Genomic DNA, 17,451 nt, shown 5'->3' with positions numbered 1-17,451 from the left:
GCTTGCACGTTGGCAAGCATTGCACTCTATCGGCTTTCTTTTCCTGTTGCGGCTGGTGGTTCAGGCTCGCGTTGTACGCTTTGCACTAAAGTACACCGTGAATCGATGCTCGCTATTTATTCTATCAATATTTTGATTTATAATGAAAAAATGTTTTTCAGAGTGACTTTTTACTTTGTAAAAAACTTTGTATCATTCTCAAAAACTAGAAAATCAAACGAAATGATGCAAAAACACAAATGTCTAATAGATTTTATTTTGACTGTTGCCAGCCAAATTGCTTATGCTGACTTACCTTTAAGTTTGGAAGAATTATTGACTGACAAGGGTAAATTCAAACTAGAAAGCAGTATTAGCTACATCAACACTGAACGCAATCAAAGCGAATTTGCTAATCCTATTTATGTGCAAACCAGCGCAACGAAAATTGCAACTGTAATGGCTATGATGATTACACCTGTAATGGCGCAAAATTTAGACAGCCAAGTTTTTGACAGCCAAAATGTGAAAGCAATTCAATTATCACAGGCTGAAATGAAAGAAACACAAGGTGAATTTGTTCCCATTATTGCAGCCGCTGCTTTTGGCGGTGCATTAGGTGCATGGGGGTATCATGGTGCTAATTTGTATAATCATGGTAAATTAGGAACTGCGCAAGGCGCGGCTACTGCGGCAGGAATCGGTGCGGCAACAGGAGTAGCGGCAACAGGGCTGGCTGCTGCTGCCGGAGGCGGATTGGCTGGGAATTTGGCATGGAGACCGGGTATTCATGCACTAGGTTTTGGTGCCAATGCTGCCAACAATGCAGTCAATTCTCGAAAATAATCATTAATAACTTTTAGTTAGCTAACTAATTTCCACAATAGAATTAGTTAGCTATTTATTAATATAGAGTTTGCATGATGATGGGTGTATTAATTTTTTTTCTAATCGTTCCAATTTTGGGATTTATTTGCGCTACGATAAATTATTTTATTATTAATAAATTTAAACTTCCAAAATACATGGCGTATTTACTCCCATCATTATCTATTTTATTCATATTTATTCATGCAATAAAATTGCATATGATTTTATTTTTTTATGTTTCATGCGTTTATTCCGCGTATACATATTATGATAAAAAATCTTTATAAATTGATAAATTATGCGGCTTTGATTGGTTTCGCCCCAAATATAGTTTTTGCTTGGCCCATGTTTGTTGACCCCCCGCTTCTTACCAAAACATCCATGTACGGAGTTGGAAAGCACGGCGAGATTCCGGCATAGTAAAACAAGATTTGGATTTTTCTTGCGGCGCGGCTTCGATTGCCACGTTACTGAATAATTTTTATGGCAGACATTATTCTGAAGCGGAAATCTTGGACAAAATGGATAAAACCCAAATGCGTGCTTCTTTTGATGATATGCAACGCATAATGCCCGAACTGGGTTTTGAAGCACAAGGTTATGCTTTGCCATTTGAACAGTTGGTACAACTAAAAATTCCTGTAATTGTGTATTTAAAATACCGTAAAAACAACCATTTTTCGGTATTGAACGGTATTAACGGAGAAACTGTTTTGCTGGCTGATCCATCGCTGGGGCACGTCTCAATGAGCAAATCACAATTCTTGAGCGCATGGAAAACACGTGATGGCGAAATGGAAGGAAAAATTTTAGCCATCGTGCCAAAAAATACTGATTTTGTTAGAAATCAGATGTTTTTTAATAAGAATCCCGTTCGTCAAACACGTTTTACGGTAGAACAAATCCAAATGCGGCAAAAACGATAATAAACCGATTTTTGCCCATTTATTTTATATAGTGGATTAACAAAAATCAGGACAAGGCGACGAAGCCGCAGACAGTACAAATAGTACGGAACCGATTCACTTGGTGCTTCAGCACCTTAGAGAATCGTTCTCTTTGAGCTAAGGCGAGGCAACGCCGTACTGGTTTTTGTTAATCCACTATAAAAGCAAAGAAACCGCCATTAGCACTACACCCCCCAAGCTGCGGCTGCCAAACACATCGGCTGCTTCTCGACGCACCCGCTGAAAAATGCGTCCTATCCGTCCGCCTTGCCCGCACCCCCTGACTTTGCCGCCCTGCCCGATGCCGTCTGAAGCCTGAACCGCCCCACCAGCCCGATGACGCACGACACCGCAGGAAAGGGCATACACAAAGCCGTCAGCACATAACGCGCATTCCCCGTATTGACCACGTCCGCGCCCTTCAGCAGCAGCGGCAGCGCGTTCGCCCACTCCCACACCGACGGCGCGCTGAACGCCAATACCGCCACCAGCCCCAACATCCGGAACACCCCGATTTCCAACACCTGCCGCCGCCGCACCGAACGGTTGAGCAAAAACACAACCGCCAACCCGAAACAGACCACCGCCGCCATACCGCCGTTGGCGACAATCTGCAAACTGTTGAATGCAATATCGGGCGTAACCGCCAACACGCCTTCCGAATCCGGCACGGCACGCTGCAAATCCAAACCCTGCAACACATTCAACACAAAACCGTAGATCAAATCAAAAAACACCACGCCTATCGGCAAAGCACTCAAAACCCGCCACATCTTCCTGTCCGACCAACCGTTCAAAACTTTCATTTTACCCGACCACGCAAGCCGCCGAACAAAAAATAAGGGGCTGTCCTAGATAACTAGGATAAACTCGGTTTTACTAATTGTTTTAAAATGGAACAAGAACTTTTATCTCACTGTTGTTAAAACGCCATTCGCACTCCTTTAAATACAGCTCAAAATGCGCTTTGGGAATGCCGTTAAACTTGCGTAAATGACGTTTTGCCTGGTTCCAAAAGTTCTCAATTCCATTAATATGGTTTTGTCGTTCGGCAAAATGTGTGCTGTGATTGATACGAAAACGAAGTTTCAGCGAAGCTAAAATGGCTAAATTCGCTCACATCTAATACATCATAGCTACGATAACAATCCGTATAAACAATGCTGTCAGGTTTCACTTGTTCACGGATAATAGGAAATAAAGTAGCGGTTTGAGTATTCGGTACTGTAACCGTATAAACCTTACCATTTCGCTTCAAAAGACCGAATACGGCGACTTTACCGGCAGCACCGCGACCGCGTTTGCCTTTGCGTTGTCCGCCAAAATAACTTTCATCTGCTTCTACTTCGCCATCAAACATTTCCAAATGCGGACTGTTTTGATAAATAAGTAATCGTAAACGATGAAAATAATAGGCTGCGGTATTTTTATTAATGCCTACTAACTCTGCTGCTGTTCTTGCAGTTACACCTGCGACAAATAGCTCAATGAGTTTATTTTGTTTATACCGGCTTAGACGACTTTTTCTCATAGGGATAATTCTAACTTAATTTGAATTTCCCTAGTTATCTAGGACAGCCCCAAAATAAATTTAGCCTAAGTCATAAAACCGTGTAATTTTGCGCCAAAAAAGGCGGTTTGCAGGTAAAATATCAAACTATTAATTTAAATCATATTTTTACAGAATATTCCGCCGCGTTCATCAAATGGACATCAAACCGGTTCCAAATTTCTGTAATTTTGTAACAAAATACCGCAAAACACCCGATTGAGACCAAAAGGACTTTCATATGAACCAGACAAGCCGCGATCTGACCCGCATCAGCCACAACACTAAAATCGTCGCCACCCTTGGGCCGGGCAGCAACAACGTCGAACTGTTGGAAGACATGATCCGCGTCGGCGGTCTGAACGTCGTCCGCTTCAACTTCAGCCACGGCACGCCCGAATTCCATCAGGAAAACGCCCGCATCGTGCGCGAGGCGGCAAAACGCACCGGACAGGAAATCGCCATCATTGCCGACCTGCAGGGCCCGAAAATCCGCGTGGGCAAAATCGCCGGCGGCGGCATCGAATTGAACAAAGGCGAAACGCTGGTACTGGATGCCGCGCTCGAAGGCGAAGGCACGCGCGAGGCGGTCGGTTTGGACTACCGCGACCTGCCCGACGACGTTGCCGCAGGCGATGTCTTGTGGCTGGACGACGGCCTGCTGACCCTGACCGTGGAATCCGTCGAAGGCAGCAGGATTATCACAAGGGTGGAAAACAGCCACGTCCTGAAAAGCAACAAGGGCATCAACAAACGCGGCGGCGGTCTGTCCGCAGGCGCGTTGACCGAAAAAGACTTCCGCGACCTGAAAACCGCGATTGCCATCGGTTGCGACTATCTCGCCATCAGCTTTGTGAAATCCGCCGAAGATTTGCACATCGCGCGCGCCAAAGTCGAAGAAGAAATGAAAGGCAGTACGGCCGTGCGCCCCGGTTTGGTTTCCAAAATCGAACGCGTAGAAGCGATTGAAAACCTTGATGAAATCATCCTCGCCGGCGACGGCATTATGGTTGCACGCGGCGACTTGGCGGTCGAAGTCGGACACGCCGCCGTCCCCGCCCTGCAAAAACGGATGATCCGCCGCGCCCGCGAGTTGCGCCGCTTCAGCATTACGGCGACGCAAATGATGGAATCGATGATTACCAACCCCGTGCCGACCCGCGCGGAAGTCAGCGATGTGGCAAACGCGGTATTGGACGGCACCGATGCGGTGATGTGTTCCGCCGAAACCGCCGTCGGCGCGTATCCGTTTGAAACCGTCAGCCAAATGGCGATTATCTGCGCGGCTGCGGAAAAAGAGCAGGATTCGCTCAACGGCGTTGCCGAACAGGTCGAGTATCCCGAAGCGGTCAGCACCAACCTGGCGGTTGCCGGCGGTGCGGTCAGCGTGGCGCGCGCGGTTCACGCCAAAGCCATCGTCGCCCTGACCGAAAGCGGTTCGACCGCCTTTGAAATCAGCCGCCACAACATCACCCTGCCGATTTTCGCGCTGACCCCGAGCGTTTCCGCCCAACGCCGTATGGCGATGTACCGGGGCGTGCGCCCGCTGATTTTGGCAACCAGCACCGACCACGACACGGCGTTAAACGAAGTCGAAACCATGCTGGTGGAACACAACATCCTGCATTCCGGCGACCAATACATCATTACCAGCGGCTCGCAAATGCGCGAATCCGGTTCGACCAATACGCTGGAAGTGCTGCGCGTCAAATAATCCGCCCTGAGTGGAAAATGCCGTCTGAAGTCGATGCCCGAGGCTTCAGACGGCATTTTTTGCGGCGGCGCGGCGGTTCGGGCAAACTCTGAAAAAATTGTGCAAATCCGGCAACATCGGATAAAATCGAGTACCTATACTAAAGCGAAACAAGGCATTTCCGACTGCCTTTTTTATAGTGGATTAAATTTAAACCAGTACGGCGTTGCCTTGCCGTACTATCTGTACTGTCTGCGGCTTCGTCGCCTTGTCCTGATTTTTGTTAATCCACTATATTTATCCACCGTCCGCCTTTTTACGGAAACCGAAATGACCCCTTCCGCACTGAAAAAAACCGTCCTACTGCTCGGCACTGCCTTTGCCGCCGCATCCGCACAAGCCTCCGGCTACCACTTCGGCACACAGTCGGTCAACGCGCAAAGCACGGCAAATGCCGCCGCCGCAGAAGCCGCCGACGCATCGACCATCTTCTACAACCCTGCCGGCCTGACCAAACTCGACAGCAGCCAGATTTCCGTCAACGCCAACATCGTGCTGCCCAGCATTCATTATGAGGCGGATTCCGCCACCGACTTTACCGGGCTTCCCGTCCAAGGTTCGAAAAGCGGCAAAATCACCAAAACCACGGTCGCGCCCCACATCTACGGCGCATACAAAGTCAACGACAATCTGACCGTAGGCTTGGGCGTGTACGTCCCCTTCGGTTCTGCCACCGAATACGAAAAAGATTCCGTGTTGCGCCACAACATCAACAAACTCGGTCTGACCAGCATCGCCGTCGAACCTGTCGCCGCGTGGAAACTCAACGAACGCCATTCCTTCGGCGCAGGCATCATCGCCCAACATACTTCCGCCGAGCTGCGCAAATATGCCGACTGGGGGATTATGGAAAAAGCGAAAGCACTAAAAGAAACACCCCCCAATCCAACTAAAGCCGCCCAAATCAAAGCCGACGGACACGCCGATGTCAAAGGCAGCGATTGGGGCTTCGGCTACCAACTGGCGTGGATGTGGGACATCAACGACCGTGCGCGCGTGGGCGTGAACTACCGTTCCAAAGTCTCACACACGCTCAAAGGCGATGCCGAATGGGCGGCAGACGACGCAATGGCGAAACAGTTATGGGATGCAAACAAACTCGCACTGCTCGGCTACACGCCAAGCGAAAAAGCCCGCGTTAAAATCGTTACGCCCGAGTCTTTGTCCGTACACGGTATGTACAAAGTGTCCGACAAAGCCGACCTGTTCGGCGACGTAACTTGGACGCGCCACAGCCGCTTCGATAAGGCGGAACTGGTTTTTGAAAAAGAAAAAACCATCGTCAACGGCAAATCCGACCGCACCACCATCACCCCCAACTGGCGCAACACCTACAAAGTCGGCTTCGGCGGTTCTTATCAAATCAGCGAACCGCTGCAACTGCGCGCCGGCATCGCTTTTGACAAATCGCCCGTCCGCAACGCCGACTACCGCATGAACAGCCTGCCCGACGGCAACCGCATCTGGTTCTCCGCCGGCATGAAATACCATATCGGCAAAAACCACGTCGTCGATGCCGCCTACACCCACATCCACATCAACGACACCAGCTACCGCACGGCGAAGGCAAGCGGCAACGATGTGGACAGCAAAGGCGCGTCTTCCGCACGTTTCAAAAACCACGCCGACATCATCGGCCTGCAATACACCTACAAATTCAAATAAACGGCCCGCCGTTTGATTGTAGAAATGCCGTCTGAAACAGATTTCCGTTTCAGACGGCATTGTTTTAGGCGCGATTTATAGTGGATTAACAAAAATCAGGACAAGGCGGCGAGCCGCAGACAGTACAAATAGTACGGAACCGATTCACTTGGTGCTTCAGCACCTTAGAGAATCGTTCTCTTTGAGCTAAGGCGAGGCAACGGCCGTACTGGTTTTTGTTAATCCACTATAAAACGAAGCAGGAAAACACTGCCGCTACCCCCGTACAGACAGGAATGACGGGGTGCATTTTTATCCGGCAGCCGATACGCCTACCTCGGTATCCAGGAGAATATATGCAGAACCTCCTTCATATCAAAATGGTAGGGACGCTCGGGCAACAGGACGGCGGCGGGCAGCTTGGTGATGCCGTTCAATCCGCGCGGGAACAGCGCAATCTGCTCTTTGCCCTTTTCCGCATAATCTGCTTTGCGGTTGTGGACGGAAACCACTTCGCGGTGGCGGTAAAGCAGCGTGTTCATTTCGATATAGGCTTCGTTGTGGATGGCTGCCGACTGTTTCTGCAACACGTCAATCTGCCTATTGAGCTTGTCGTTGGTTTTCATCAGCCTGTTGAAGAACGACGGTTACTCCTGCAGTTTGACGGTACAGGCTTCGATACTTTCCGATACCGGCCCGAACTGTTCGAGGTATTTTTCCAAACAGTTTTCCAAGTCGGTTAGGCAGCCGGCCATCTTGCGGGAAAATTCTTCTTCAGGCTTTCCCTGCCGAATGGACAATATAGTGGATTAACAAAAATCAGGACAAGGCGATGAAGCCGCAGACAGTACAGATAGTACGGAACCGATTCACTTGGTGCTTCAGCACCTTAGAGAATCGTTCTCTTTGAGCTAAGGCGAGACAACGCCGTACCGGTTTTTGTTAATCCACTATATTTGGAAGGAGCGTAACCCTTCCGAATCAGGACGGCACATAGGGCGACGTTTTTTGTATCGTCCTGTGTGTTGAAACATCAGCATAGGCAACACAGGAAAAGCCGGCTGTTTTGCGCCTGCGTACCGTATTGGTCAAAATGCCGTCTGAAACCGATAACAGGGTTTCAGACGGCATTTCCGTCAATTTTCTCTTTATCTGCCGAACAGGTTGGCGATATTTTCCATCTGTTCTTCGGTAAAACCGTTTTCGCCCAATCTGACGGCAACTGCCCATTCGCCCGACAAACCGTGTTCCGCACCGAGCTGCCGCCATTTTTCGACTTTGGCTTCGTCTGTGGTTTTTTCGGGCAGCGGTTTGACGGGAATCCTGCTTTTTGGGACGGTATTCATCGGTTTGCCCCTAATCGATGGAATAGCCGCGAAGATACTGTATCCGTTCGCGCGTCATCCGCGTGTCGCATTGCAGCTTGAGGTATTCGGCGTATTCCTGCCGGTCTGCCTGCGCGGCGGCTTGTCGGCAGTTGCTGATTTTTTCCTGCGCCCACTTGCGTTGTTCGCCGACCAACTCTTTTTGCACGTCGGTATCGAGTCCTCCCCAAAGTTTGGTAATTTCGGATTCCGCACGCTGGTTTTGTACGCGCGCCTCTTCCACTTCGCCCCGTGATACGGTAACGGTATCGGCACGCTCGCCGTCGTCAGGATGCAGGATTTCCGGTTCGGGCGCGTCTTCTCCGGCTTGGGGTACGTCTGCATCCCCTCCGGCGGCATTATGTTCCAAAATGTCTTCGGGCGTGGGTTTGGACGGTTCTTCTTCACGGGCTTTTCCGCTCAAAATCCTGACCGCGTCTTCTTTTTTTACCGCCTTGCCGTCTATCATCACGATGCTCTTCACGCCGTAAGGCAGCAACGCGGCAGACAGCGTTTGCGCCGCCATACCGACCGTGTTGTCGACAAATGCCGTCTGACCGTCTTTGACGGGTAGGAAGCGGACGGCTGCCGTCAATACGCCGTCTTTAAACTCGACATTGCCGCCCGTCTTCTGCCGCACAATATCCGACAAAGCGGTTTCCCCGTACAGCAGGGGGCTGTTTGCCTTGGCATCGGCAAGCGTTTCAGACGGCACGGTAATGTTCAAATCGGCGATACAGAACGTGCGCCCGCCTTCCTGCGTTTCCGAAGCGTGTTCCAAAGAAAACGCCAAACCGTAGGCGGCGGCGATAATTTTGTCGGCATCGACAAACTGCCTGCCGTCTTCGCGCGCGAAAGAACGCGCTTCCTGCGTGAGCGTTTCCTGAATATTGCCGCGTATGCCTTGCAACACGGCGGGGTTGGCGCATTCCAATGCCTTGGGCGGTTCTTCCCTGCCGCAAGCGGCAAGCAGCAGGGCAAACGGCAGCGCAATGAGTTTCCGATACATGATGTTCCTTCCAAACGGTGCAGACCGATAGCGGCTATCATAGCAAAAGCACCTGCAGGCGGTAAACCTTGCAGGTGCTTTGTCGGAAAGGCGGAAAATCAGCCTTTAAAGAAATTCACAAAACCGGTGAGAATCGCGGCATTAATCAAATCGACAAAGAACGCGCCGACCATAGGCACAATCAAAAACGCCTTATGCGACGCGCCGAAAGTATGCGTGACGGACTGCATATTTGCCACCGCCGTCGGCGTTGCACCCAAGCCGAAACCGCAATGGCCGGCAGCCAATACTGCCGCATCATAATCGCGCCCCATAAAGACATAGGTAACAAAAGTCGCGTACAAAACCATCACCACGGTTTGTACGGCAAGAATCACGGTTACAGGCCCCGCCAAACCGGTCAGCTCCCACAGTTTCAAATTCAGCAACGCCATTGCCAAGAAAAGCGAAAGCGAAGCATTGCCGAACACATCGATGGCGCGGTCGAACATATTGACCTTGAATGCGGCAGTGAGGATGTTGCGGATGACCACGCCGCCAAACAGACACCACACGAATTTGGGCAGGTCGAACAGGTATTCTTTGTCGAAGCCGTCCATAATCTCGGCAAACGCCAAACACGCGGCAAACATGGCAAGCGTTTCAACGGCAGATTCCGCCGTAATCAGGCGGGTGCGTTTTGCCTGCTCGAACACGTCGTCCGCGTTGTCGTCCTGATCCTGTTTTTTGTTTTCAACCGGTTTGCGGCCCATTTTGTTGATCAGGCGGCGCGCAACCGGCCCGCCGATCAGGCCGCCGAACACCAGCCCGAAAGTAGCCGATGCAATACCCAAACCGGTTGCGCCGACCAAGCCGTATTGCGTTTCAAAATTAGGTCCCCACGCACCTGACGTACCGTGTCCGCCCGTCAGCGACACCGAACCGGTAATCAGACCGATGAGCGGGTCCAAACCCAAAGCCGTAGCCAGTCCGACCCCGACAAAGTTTTGCACCAAGATAAATCCGCCCACAATCGCGGTAAAAACCACCAGCGGCAAACCGCCCGCCTTCAAACGGGAAAAATCCGCGCTCAAGCCGATGGACGTGAAAAAAATCAGCATAAACGCATTTTGCAGCGGTTTCTCAAATTTGAAGCTCACGCCGTACGCCTCGTGCAGCGCAAACAGGATAATCGCGGCAACCAAACCGCCAGCGACCGGCTCGGGAATATTGAAGTCTCGTAAGAATTTGATTTTTTGAACCAGAAATTTACCAACCAGCAACACGAGCGTGGCGGCAATCAGTGTGTAATAACTGTTGAATTCCCATTCCATGTTGTTTCACCTCCTAGAAATATTTTTCCGAGCATCCGTTTTTGTTCCGGATGTAGTGTGTTTCAACGCTTGGCGTTATCCGCCGAGTGTCATGGTATTGATGCGCGGACAAGGTGTTTTCAGAAAGAAATGAAAACAATGGCGTGTCCGTGAAAAATAACTGGCAAATATTAGGGGAATAGTTAAAGATTGTCAAAAAATGTGAGTGTAAATCTTTTCAGACGGCCTTTTGTCCGATGGCATGGTGTGCTTCGCGTCGCCATTGTTCTAATAGGGATATTAATGATTCGGCCGAAGTGTGGCCGTTGCCGATGGCGGCCTGCAGCCAGTAGCAGGCGGTCGGAACATGACAGCCGACACCTTGCCCGTGATAGTAAAAACAGGCGAGGTGGTATTGGGCGGAAGGGTGGTTTTGTTCGGCAGCAATGGCGTACCAGTGTGCAGCCGCCCGAGGATCTTGCGCCGTACCGAGGCCGTAATGGTAGATGCGGCCTAAGGCTGCCGCTGCGTTTTTATGGTGGAACCCGGCAGCTTCCATGTAATTTTTTCGCGCGGCATTGTAGTCGGCGGGACGGCCGATGGCGCAGGCTTGTGCTTCCGCCAAACGGTAGATGGTTTCGGTTTGTTGCTGTTGCAGGGCGGCAGTTTTGATTTGTTCGTATTGTTGCGGATGGTACAGCGCGGCGTCGCTGATGAGTTTTTGTGCTGCGGCGGCAGAACCCAGCGCGGCAGCACGGTGGTAGTAATCGTGCGCGATATGGTTGTCAGCTTTGATGCCGAGGCCGTAGCGGTAGAGGTCGCCCATGATTTTCAGGGCTTCAGGATGGTCTTTCTCGGCAGCGGCTTTGGCATATCGTGCCGCTTGGAACGGATCGCGTTCGGAAAGTTCGCCGGTCAGGGCGTATTGGGCCAGCTTAGACTGTGCTTCCGCTTGTTCCTTATCGGCGGCACGACGATACCATTCCAAGGCTTCAGGTTTGCGTTGGGCGGCAAGAAGGTCAGCCAGCAGCGTTTGTGCGGCGATGTGGCCGGCTTGTGCGGCTGGTTCGAGATAGTGTTCGGCTTGTGCGTGGTTGGGGCTGACACCTGTACCGTAGAAGTAGATTTGACCAAGTTGCCAGCAGGCGGCAGTTACGCCGAGTGCTGCCGCTTTTTCGTATTGTTCGATGGCTGTTTCAACGTCGCCTTGGCGTTGATGATGGCGTGCCAGATGGTAATACGCAGGTGCGGCATATCGGGCGGCAGCAAGTTCCGCCCAGTAGAGCGATTGTGGATCGTTGCGTTGCGCGTGGTAACGCATGAGGATTAATTGGGCTTCTGAGTGCCCCTGCTCACCCAGCCAGGCATAGTCGTTGAGAAGCTGTCCGGTCGGGGTGCCGTTGTGTTCGCGTTGTTGCAGCAGGGAGAAGAGTGCTTTGGGATGGCGTTGGGCCGCGGCGGCTTCCAACCATGAAAGTGCCTGCTCCGGTTGGCCGTTTTGCAGCAGATGGTTGCCCAATACGAAAGCAGCTTCCGCATAACCTTGCTCTGCCGCCTGTTGCAACAGGGGCAGGGCTTGGGCGGTATTGGATTGTTCCAAAAGGGCGGCGGCTTGCCGGTAGAGGATATCAGGAGCGGCGGTCATGGTTTGCGGGCGGATATAAAGTGGAAGACGGATGCTGCGGCATATGGGCGGCGATACCGGTTGAGGGCTTTGTAAAAATTTTGCTCGGCACAGTTTTATAGAGTGTATTGCCTTGCCGGCTTATCTTTAGGATGTTTGGCTTGTTATATTGTTTTGCCTAGGGATATATCCATATTTTGTGTGTTACAAAGGGCTCAGGTTGAGTCGGTATGCGCTCATGGCAGCTCGGTCATTATACTGTTTTTGTAATTTATTGTTAATGATAAATGCAGATTTTTGTGTTTTATTTACATGGCAGTAGCTAAGGTATTGATTGTTTCAGGCCGTCTGAAATGTTTTCAGACGGCCTGAACTTCCTTCGCTAAGTCAGATTACTGGTGTGGAAGAGTTGGAGGTTTTTTTTGTTGGGGAAAAACACCTGACTGTAGAAGTTGCCGTTAATTTGGGTCACGTTGAGGTGGTACATTCGGTAGGCATGGAACAGCTCTTTGTCAGGCGGTGTCGGATGATTCCAAAATTCTGCCAAGGTATTTTGGTCAGTAATGCCGGGAATATCATAATAGGCACGGCCGAGAACCTTAACTGGCATATTGTGAATCAGTCCGGACAGGCCGCTGGTGCTGTTGATGGTGACCATGCCGAGACCGTGGCGCAGGAAAACGGGCAGGGGGACATCATGGACATAAATCACGCGGCCTTTGAGTTCGGGGTGTTCTTTGATAAAGCGTTTAATGTCGCGCCAGTAGTCGATAAAACCGCGGTCCATCGGATGATGCTTGATGATGATGTTGGTATCGGCAGGCGCGTGCTCGGCAAATGAACTCAAAACATGGAGCAGGAAGCTGCGGACGCTGGGAAAGTCGCAATGGATACGGACTTGGCTGTCGTTGAATACCTGTAAGGGAACAATAAAAAACTTGCCGTATTTGCCTGCTTCCACACGTTTGGCGATTTGGATGTCTTCAATATAGTAGTTCAAACGCTTGAGGATGGAGAGCGACCACGGTTTGAGGTAATGGCCGGCATTGGGTGCGCGGTGGTGGATGTAGTCGGGGTATTTGCGTGGATTGCGGAACAACTCGATATAGTAACGGATAGCGTTTTTTGCCATGGGCGTAAAACCGCCGTGTACCGGCGTTGGCGCTTTATATTCTTGCTGGGCAAGCTTAGGGAATTGTTCAAGAAAAAAGTCGGCACGGCGCGGCAACGGGGAAAATGCGTTGACGCCGTCTTTTTCTAAGGTGATGTAGTAGGGGCGGAAATAGCCTTCTTCAAACGCCCAGAAACCGACTTGGTTTTCGTTTGCAATGCGTTTTGCAATGACGTGATAAGGGCGTGTGTCGCCAAAGCAGACAACCGCCTGGATGTGATGTTGAGCGATGTATTCTTGCAAAAATTCAGGAAAGGCATCGTAGCTGTCGTTAAAAACAACGGTATGCGCTTGAGTGGACGGATAAAAATAGTCGTCGCCTGCATTAAAGTTGAATTTATGTACAGTTTTGCCGTTTTCAGTCAGCCAATTGGCAAGGCGCAGAAAAAAATCGCCGACAGGGCCTTGAAGCAGCAGGATATTTTCTGCGCTTTCAAGCAGGTTTTGCAGGTTATTTTTGAGGACGGTCTGTTTCATGTTGCAATGTGGTTTTGTTTTTTATGTAATAGTTTTAGGTTGAACTTTCAAGCATACGCCAAGAGAATTAACGATGCAAAGGCAATGATGCTGCAATAGAATCAAGTTTATGACGTATCATTAATTTAGATGGTATTTATTTGAAAGATCGATATAGTTGTTTGATTTTACCTAATTTTTTAGCAAAGTACCCGCGATGTAATCCGTTGTTGTTTTTTTGCATATTTTTTTGTCGTATCAGGATTTGGGCTGCAGTTTCCGCATTTATGGCCTGATGGGTTTCGGGGTGGATGTAGTCGGGATAGTGGATGAGCGTGCCGGCAATCAGCTGCCAAAGCTCAAGCCTGCGGCTGCGGCGCGGAATAGGGAGCAGATCTTGGGTAAGCCCCCAACCTGCATAGAAAGGCAGGCCGTAGCAGCTGACTTTTTTGCCGCGCAACAAGGCTTCAAAACCGGTCAGCGAAGTCATGGTATGTATTTCGTCTGCGTATTGGAGACAGGTCAGGATGTCGGCTTGTTCGGCGGTTTGGTCGGCATATCGTGCAGCATCATCAGGGGAAATATGGCCGATGCGGTTACCGCTGACTACATCGGGATGTGGTTTGTAGATGATATAGGCATTGGGGTTTCGTTCGCGTACGGTACGGAGCAAATCCAGATTGCGGTAGATTTGGGGCGAACCGTAGCGGATAGACGCATCATCTTCAACCTGGCCGGGAACGAGGATCACGGTTTTGTCGGTTGACGGGGCGGTGAAGTCTGAGCTGCCGACGTTGTATTTACTGATGTGGTTTTCGGTCAGCATTTTTTGCAGCTTCAAGGCCGTCTGAAAGTCTTGATCGTCGAAGTTTTGGTTTTGTAGGATGTATTCAAGACGGGACGGGGTTTCGGCATTGAAATAAATGCTCATATCGTCGGTAACGAGCGACAGCGGCGGCACTAAGTTGGAGCCGAGTCCGACCGAGCGGATAAAGCCGTCTTCCATGCGCAGCAGGGGGATGTGGTGTTGTTCGGCAAAGCGGACGATGGCCTCTTTGCCGTTGCCCCAAGCCAGGATGCGTGCATCGTCGGACAGTTTGACCCTTGCCAGTTTTTGGGTGGAAGAGATAAATTTCAGACGGCAAGAGGGTACGTTAAAGAACGGTTTGGCAACCGCGCGTTTCCACAAAGACATACCGACGCAATATAACTCGCCACGCAATTTGTCGTTTTTACGTTTGACCGTCGCCAGATAGTCGATGACATCAAAGAGGCTGCCTGCTTCGCCGGTATTGGGATTGAGGTAGCGGCTGTATTGCAGATAGGCTGCGGCGAAGAGTTGCAGCAAGTTGCGGGGGGCGCGGCGTTGGGTTTGAATAAGGCTGCCGATTTTTGGGTGGCGGTCGTCACTCACGCCCCATCCGGCATACCACGGCAGGCCGAAAGTGGTCAGCGGCTTGCCGCACAAAAGCGCCTCAAAACCCATTTGCGAGGTAACGCAATAAACTTTATCGACGTTTTGCAACAAAGAAATCGGATTGATGTCTTCTGCCAGAAGATGGACGCGGTGTTGCTGCACAAGCTGGGTCAGATAGCCTTGTTTTTTGCCGCACAAAACATCGGGATGGGTTTTGACCCAAATATCGGCTTGCGGGTTTTCATTTAAGGCCGTCTGAAACATCAATTCAAACGTAGAGGCGTCTGCACCGCCATATTGGATAGCCATATCGCCGAAGGTTTGGTCGATAATGAGGACGGTTTCAGACTTGGATGGGGAGCGTAAAGGATGATCGTCTGAAAGTTCGGGCGCGTGGTTGTATTTGGACAGATGGTGTTGCAGGATGAAATCCATCGCCTGCCGCGCCTGAGCCAAGGTTTCAGACGGCATGGTATCGGCGGCAAGAATCAGTTGTTCCAAACGAGAAGGGCGGGTAGTGTCGTAGTAGATGCCGATGTCGTCATAGACGATGGAGTAGGGGGGATAACCGGAGACGCCCAGTCCGAGCGAGCGTAAAAAGCCGTCTTCCAAAGCAATAAAGGGAAGCTGGTGTTCGGTGGCAAAAGCACGCGCTTTGTGTGTCGTCGGGCGCAAACCCCAGCCGACAACAGCCTCTGCTCCTTTTCCGTCTTTGTAGATATGAAACTCGGGCAATAGGGTGGAGAGATGGGGGATTTTGCGGATGCCGCGAGAGGGGATGTAGGCGTTTTTCACAATGCGTTTTCGTCGATTATTGTTATTAATAGATTGTAGGCCGTCTGAAAAGAGGAACATTCTTTCAGACGGCCTGAATAGTCTTAAAACGTGACCGCTTCAGCCAATACTTTGCCGGCCAAGTCTTTAGGCGACAGGTTCGGCTCGCCTTGCAACGGCCAGTCGATGCCGACTGTCGGGTCGTTCCATATTAAAACCTGTTCGGCTTCAGGCTTGTAATAGTCGGTGCATTTGTACACGACTTCCGCCGCGTCGCCCAAAACGCAAAACCCGTGCGCGAAACCTTCGGGTACCCATAGTTGGCGTTTGTTTTCTGCGGACAGAATCTCGCCTACCCATTTGCCGAAAGTGGGGGAGTCTTTACGCATATCGACGGCCACGTCGAATACTTCGCCGACAACTACGCGTACGAGTTTGCCTTGTGTGTTTTCGGTTTGGTAGTGCAGGCCGCGCAATACGCCTTTGCCGGATTTGGAGTGGTTTTCCTGCACGAAGGTGCGGTTGCAGACTTGGGTCTTGAACCATTCGTCGCGGAAGGTTTCCATAAAAAAGCCGCGCGCGTCGCCGAAGACTTGGGGCTCAAGCAGTTTTACGTCAGGAATGGCGGTATCAATGATGTTCATCTTTTTATCTTTCATCTAAAGGCCGTCTGAAAAGTTTCAGACGGCCTCAAACATTATTTTTTCAACAGGCGCAGCAAATATTGGCCGTATTGGTTTTTCGCCATCGGGCGCGCCAATTCTTCCAGTTTTTCATCGGAAAGCCAACCGTTGCGCCAAGCGATTTCTTCCAGGCAGGCGATGTGCAGGTTTTGGATGTTTTGCACGGTTTGGACGAACGAAGCCGCCTCGTGCAGGCTTTCGTGCGTACCGGTGTCCAGCCACGCGAAACCGCGTCCCAATATTTGAACGGAGAGCGAGCCGTCTTCCAAATACATCCGGTTGAGGTCGGAAATTTCCAATTCGCCGCGTGCGGACGGTTTGAGCTGTTTGGCGAACTCGACGGCGCGGTTGTCGTAGAAATACAAGCCGGTTACCGCCCAATCGGATTTGGGCCGTTGCGGTTTTTCTTCGATGGAAACGGCGCGGAAGTTTTCGTTAAATTCAACCACGCCGAAACGTTCGGGGTTTTTGACCTGATAAGCAAACACGGTTGCGCCGTGCGTTTGCGCTGCCGCCTGTTTCAATGTTTGCGTAAACGACTGACCGTAAAAAATATTGTCGCCCAAAACCAAGCAAACATTGTCGTTGCCGATAAATTCTTTGCCGATGATAAATGCCTGTGCCAAGCCGTCCGGACTGGGTTGCACGGCATAACTGATGGAAATGCCGAAATCGCTGCCGTCGCCAAGCAGGCGTTTGAAAGAGGCGTTGTCTTCAGGCGCGGTAATCACCAAAATATCGCGGATTCCCGCCAGCATCAAAACCGACAAGGGGTAATAAATCATCGGTTTGTCGTACACGGGCAGGAGCTGTTTGGATACGCCGCGCGTGATGGGGTAGAGGCGCGTGCCGCTGCCGCCTGCCAGTATGATGCCTTTCATCTTTTCTTTCTTCCTTTGCGATGGGTTTTCAGATGGCA

The 17,451-nt window shown here is 50.8% G+C and carries 13 protein-coding genes and 3 pseudogenes; 4 read left to right on the top strand and 12 right to left on the bottom strand.

Annotated elements, in window-relative coordinates:
• The first annotated feature begins 9 nt into the window (after positions 1-9).
• Both IUJ45_RS06720 and IUJ45_RS06715 read left to right on the top strand, forming a co-directional pair.
• Positions 10-825 carry a hypothetical protein gene (locus tag IUJ45_RS06720; protein ID WP_228372550.1) on the top strand — a complete coding sequence of 272 codons (816 nt, stop codon included), beginning with the start codon at positions 10-12 and terminating at the stop codon, positions 823-825.
• A 258-nt stretch (positions 826-1,083) separates the two neighbouring features.
• Positions 1,084-1,775 (top strand): annotated as a pseudogene (locus IUJ45_RS06715) (C39 family peptidase).
• Positions 1,776-2,050: 275 nt separating this feature from the next.
• Here IUJ45_RS06715 and IUJ45_RS06710 read toward each other — a convergent pair.
• A complete protein-coding gene (locus IUJ45_RS06710) occupies positions 2,051-2,602 on the bottom strand; it encodes a hypothetical protein (RefSeq protein WP_002215327.1) in 552 nt (183 codons plus the stop codon).
• Positions 2,603-2,655: 53 nt separating this feature from the next.
• Positions 2,656-3,327 (bottom strand): annotated as a pseudogene (locus IUJ45_RS06705) (IS1595 family transposase).
• A gap of 259 nt (positions 3,328-3,586) precedes the next feature.
• Between IUJ45_RS06705 and pyk the strand changes: the two are divergent.
• Both pyk and IUJ45_RS06695 read left to right on the top strand, forming a co-directional pair.
• Positions 3,587-5,059 carry a pyruvate kinase gene (gene pyk, locus IUJ45_RS06700; RefSeq protein ID WP_002215324.1) on the top strand — a complete coding sequence of 491 codons (1,473 nt, stop codon included), beginning with the start codon at positions 3,587-3,589 and terminating at the stop codon, positions 5,057-5,059.
• A gap of 309 nt (positions 5,060-5,368) precedes the next feature.
• On the top strand, positions 5,369-6,763 hold the full coding sequence (locus IUJ45_RS06695) for an OmpP1/FadL family transporter (RefSeq protein WP_002236588.1): 1,395 nt from the start codon (positions 5,369-5,371) through the stop codon (positions 6,761-6,763).
• Between the two features lie 311 nt (positions 6,764-7,074).
• Here IUJ45_RS06695 and IUJ45_RS06690 read toward each other — a convergent pair whose 3' ends face one another.
• The 10 genes and pseudogenes from IUJ45_RS06690 to rfbA form a co-directional block, all read right to left on the bottom strand.
• On the bottom strand, positions 7,075-7,368 hold the full coding sequence (locus tag IUJ45_RS06690) for a hypothetical protein (protein WP_002215320.1): 294 nt from the start codon (positions 7,366-7,368) through the stop codon (positions 7,075-7,077).
• A gap of 355 nt (positions 7,369-7,723) precedes the next feature.
• On the bottom strand, positions 7,724-7,873 hold the full coding sequence (locus tag IUJ45_RS06685; RefSeq protein WP_033908521.1) for a hypothetical protein: 150 nt from the start codon (positions 7,871-7,873) through the stop codon (positions 7,724-7,726).
• A 17-nt stretch (positions 7,874-7,890) separates the two neighbouring features.
• A complete protein-coding gene (locus IUJ45_RS06680; protein ID WP_002215316.1) occupies positions 7,891-8,088 on the bottom strand; it encodes a hypothetical protein in 198 nt (65 codons plus the stop codon).
• Positions 8,089-8,098: 10 nt separating this feature from the next.
• Positions 8,099-9,115 carry a lysozyme inhibitor LprI family protein gene (locus tag IUJ45_RS06675; RefSeq protein ID WP_002231465.1) on the bottom strand — a complete coding sequence of 339 codons (1,017 nt, stop codon included), beginning with the start codon at positions 9,113-9,115 and terminating at the stop codon, positions 8,099-8,101.
• Between the two features lie 98 nt (positions 9,116-9,213).
• Positions 9,214-10,428 carry a sodium/glutamate symporter gene (gene gltS, locus IUJ45_RS06670; protein WP_002216198.1) on the bottom strand — a complete coding sequence of 405 codons (1,215 nt, stop codon included), beginning with the start codon at positions 10,426-10,428 and terminating at the stop codon, positions 9,214-9,216.
• 217 nt (positions 10,429-10,645) lie between these two features.
• Complete coding sequence (locus tag IUJ45_RS06665) at positions 10,646-12,052, bottom strand: SEL1-like repeat protein (protein ID WP_002245780.1); 1,407 nt, start codon at positions 12,050-12,052, stop codon at positions 10,646-10,648.
• 366 nt (positions 12,053-12,418) lie between these two features.
• Positions 12,419-13,679: pseudogene (locus IUJ45_RS06660) on the bottom strand (capsule biosynthesis protein).
• Positions 13,680-13,815: 136 nt separating this feature from the next.
• Positions 13,816-15,930 carry a capsular polysaccharide biosynthesis protein gene (locus IUJ45_RS06655; RefSeq protein WP_082308666.1) on the bottom strand — a complete coding sequence of 705 codons (2,115 nt, stop codon included), beginning with the start codon at positions 15,928-15,930 and terminating at the stop codon, positions 13,816-13,818.
• 23 nt (positions 15,931-15,953) lie between these two features.
• Positions 15,954-16,493: a dTDP-4-dehydrorhamnose 3,5-epimerase gene (gene rfbC, locus IUJ45_RS06650; protein WP_002253527.1), complete on the bottom strand. Its 540-nt coding sequence runs from the start codon at positions 16,491-16,493 to the stop codon at positions 15,954-15,956.
• Positions 16,494-16,546: 53 nt separating this feature from the next.
• The gene (gene rfbA, locus IUJ45_RS06645) at positions 16,547-17,413 is read right to left on the bottom strand and encodes a glucose-1-phosphate thymidylyltransferase RfbA (RefSeq protein ID WP_082308665.1); all 867 of its coding nucleotides are present in this window, start codon (positions 17,411-17,413) and stop codon (positions 16,547-16,549) included.
• Positions 17,414-17,451: the final 38 nt, after the last annotated feature.

Source organism: Neisseria meningitidis (genome assembly GCF_022869645.1).
In the GTDB taxonomy this organism is placed as follows: Bacteria; Pseudomonadota; Gammaproteobacteria; order Burkholderiales; family Neisseriaceae; genus Neisseria; species Neisseria meningitidis.
The sequence above is the reverse complement of the archived record's forward strand: the minus strand, read 5'-3'. Positions and strand labels throughout refer to the sequence as shown.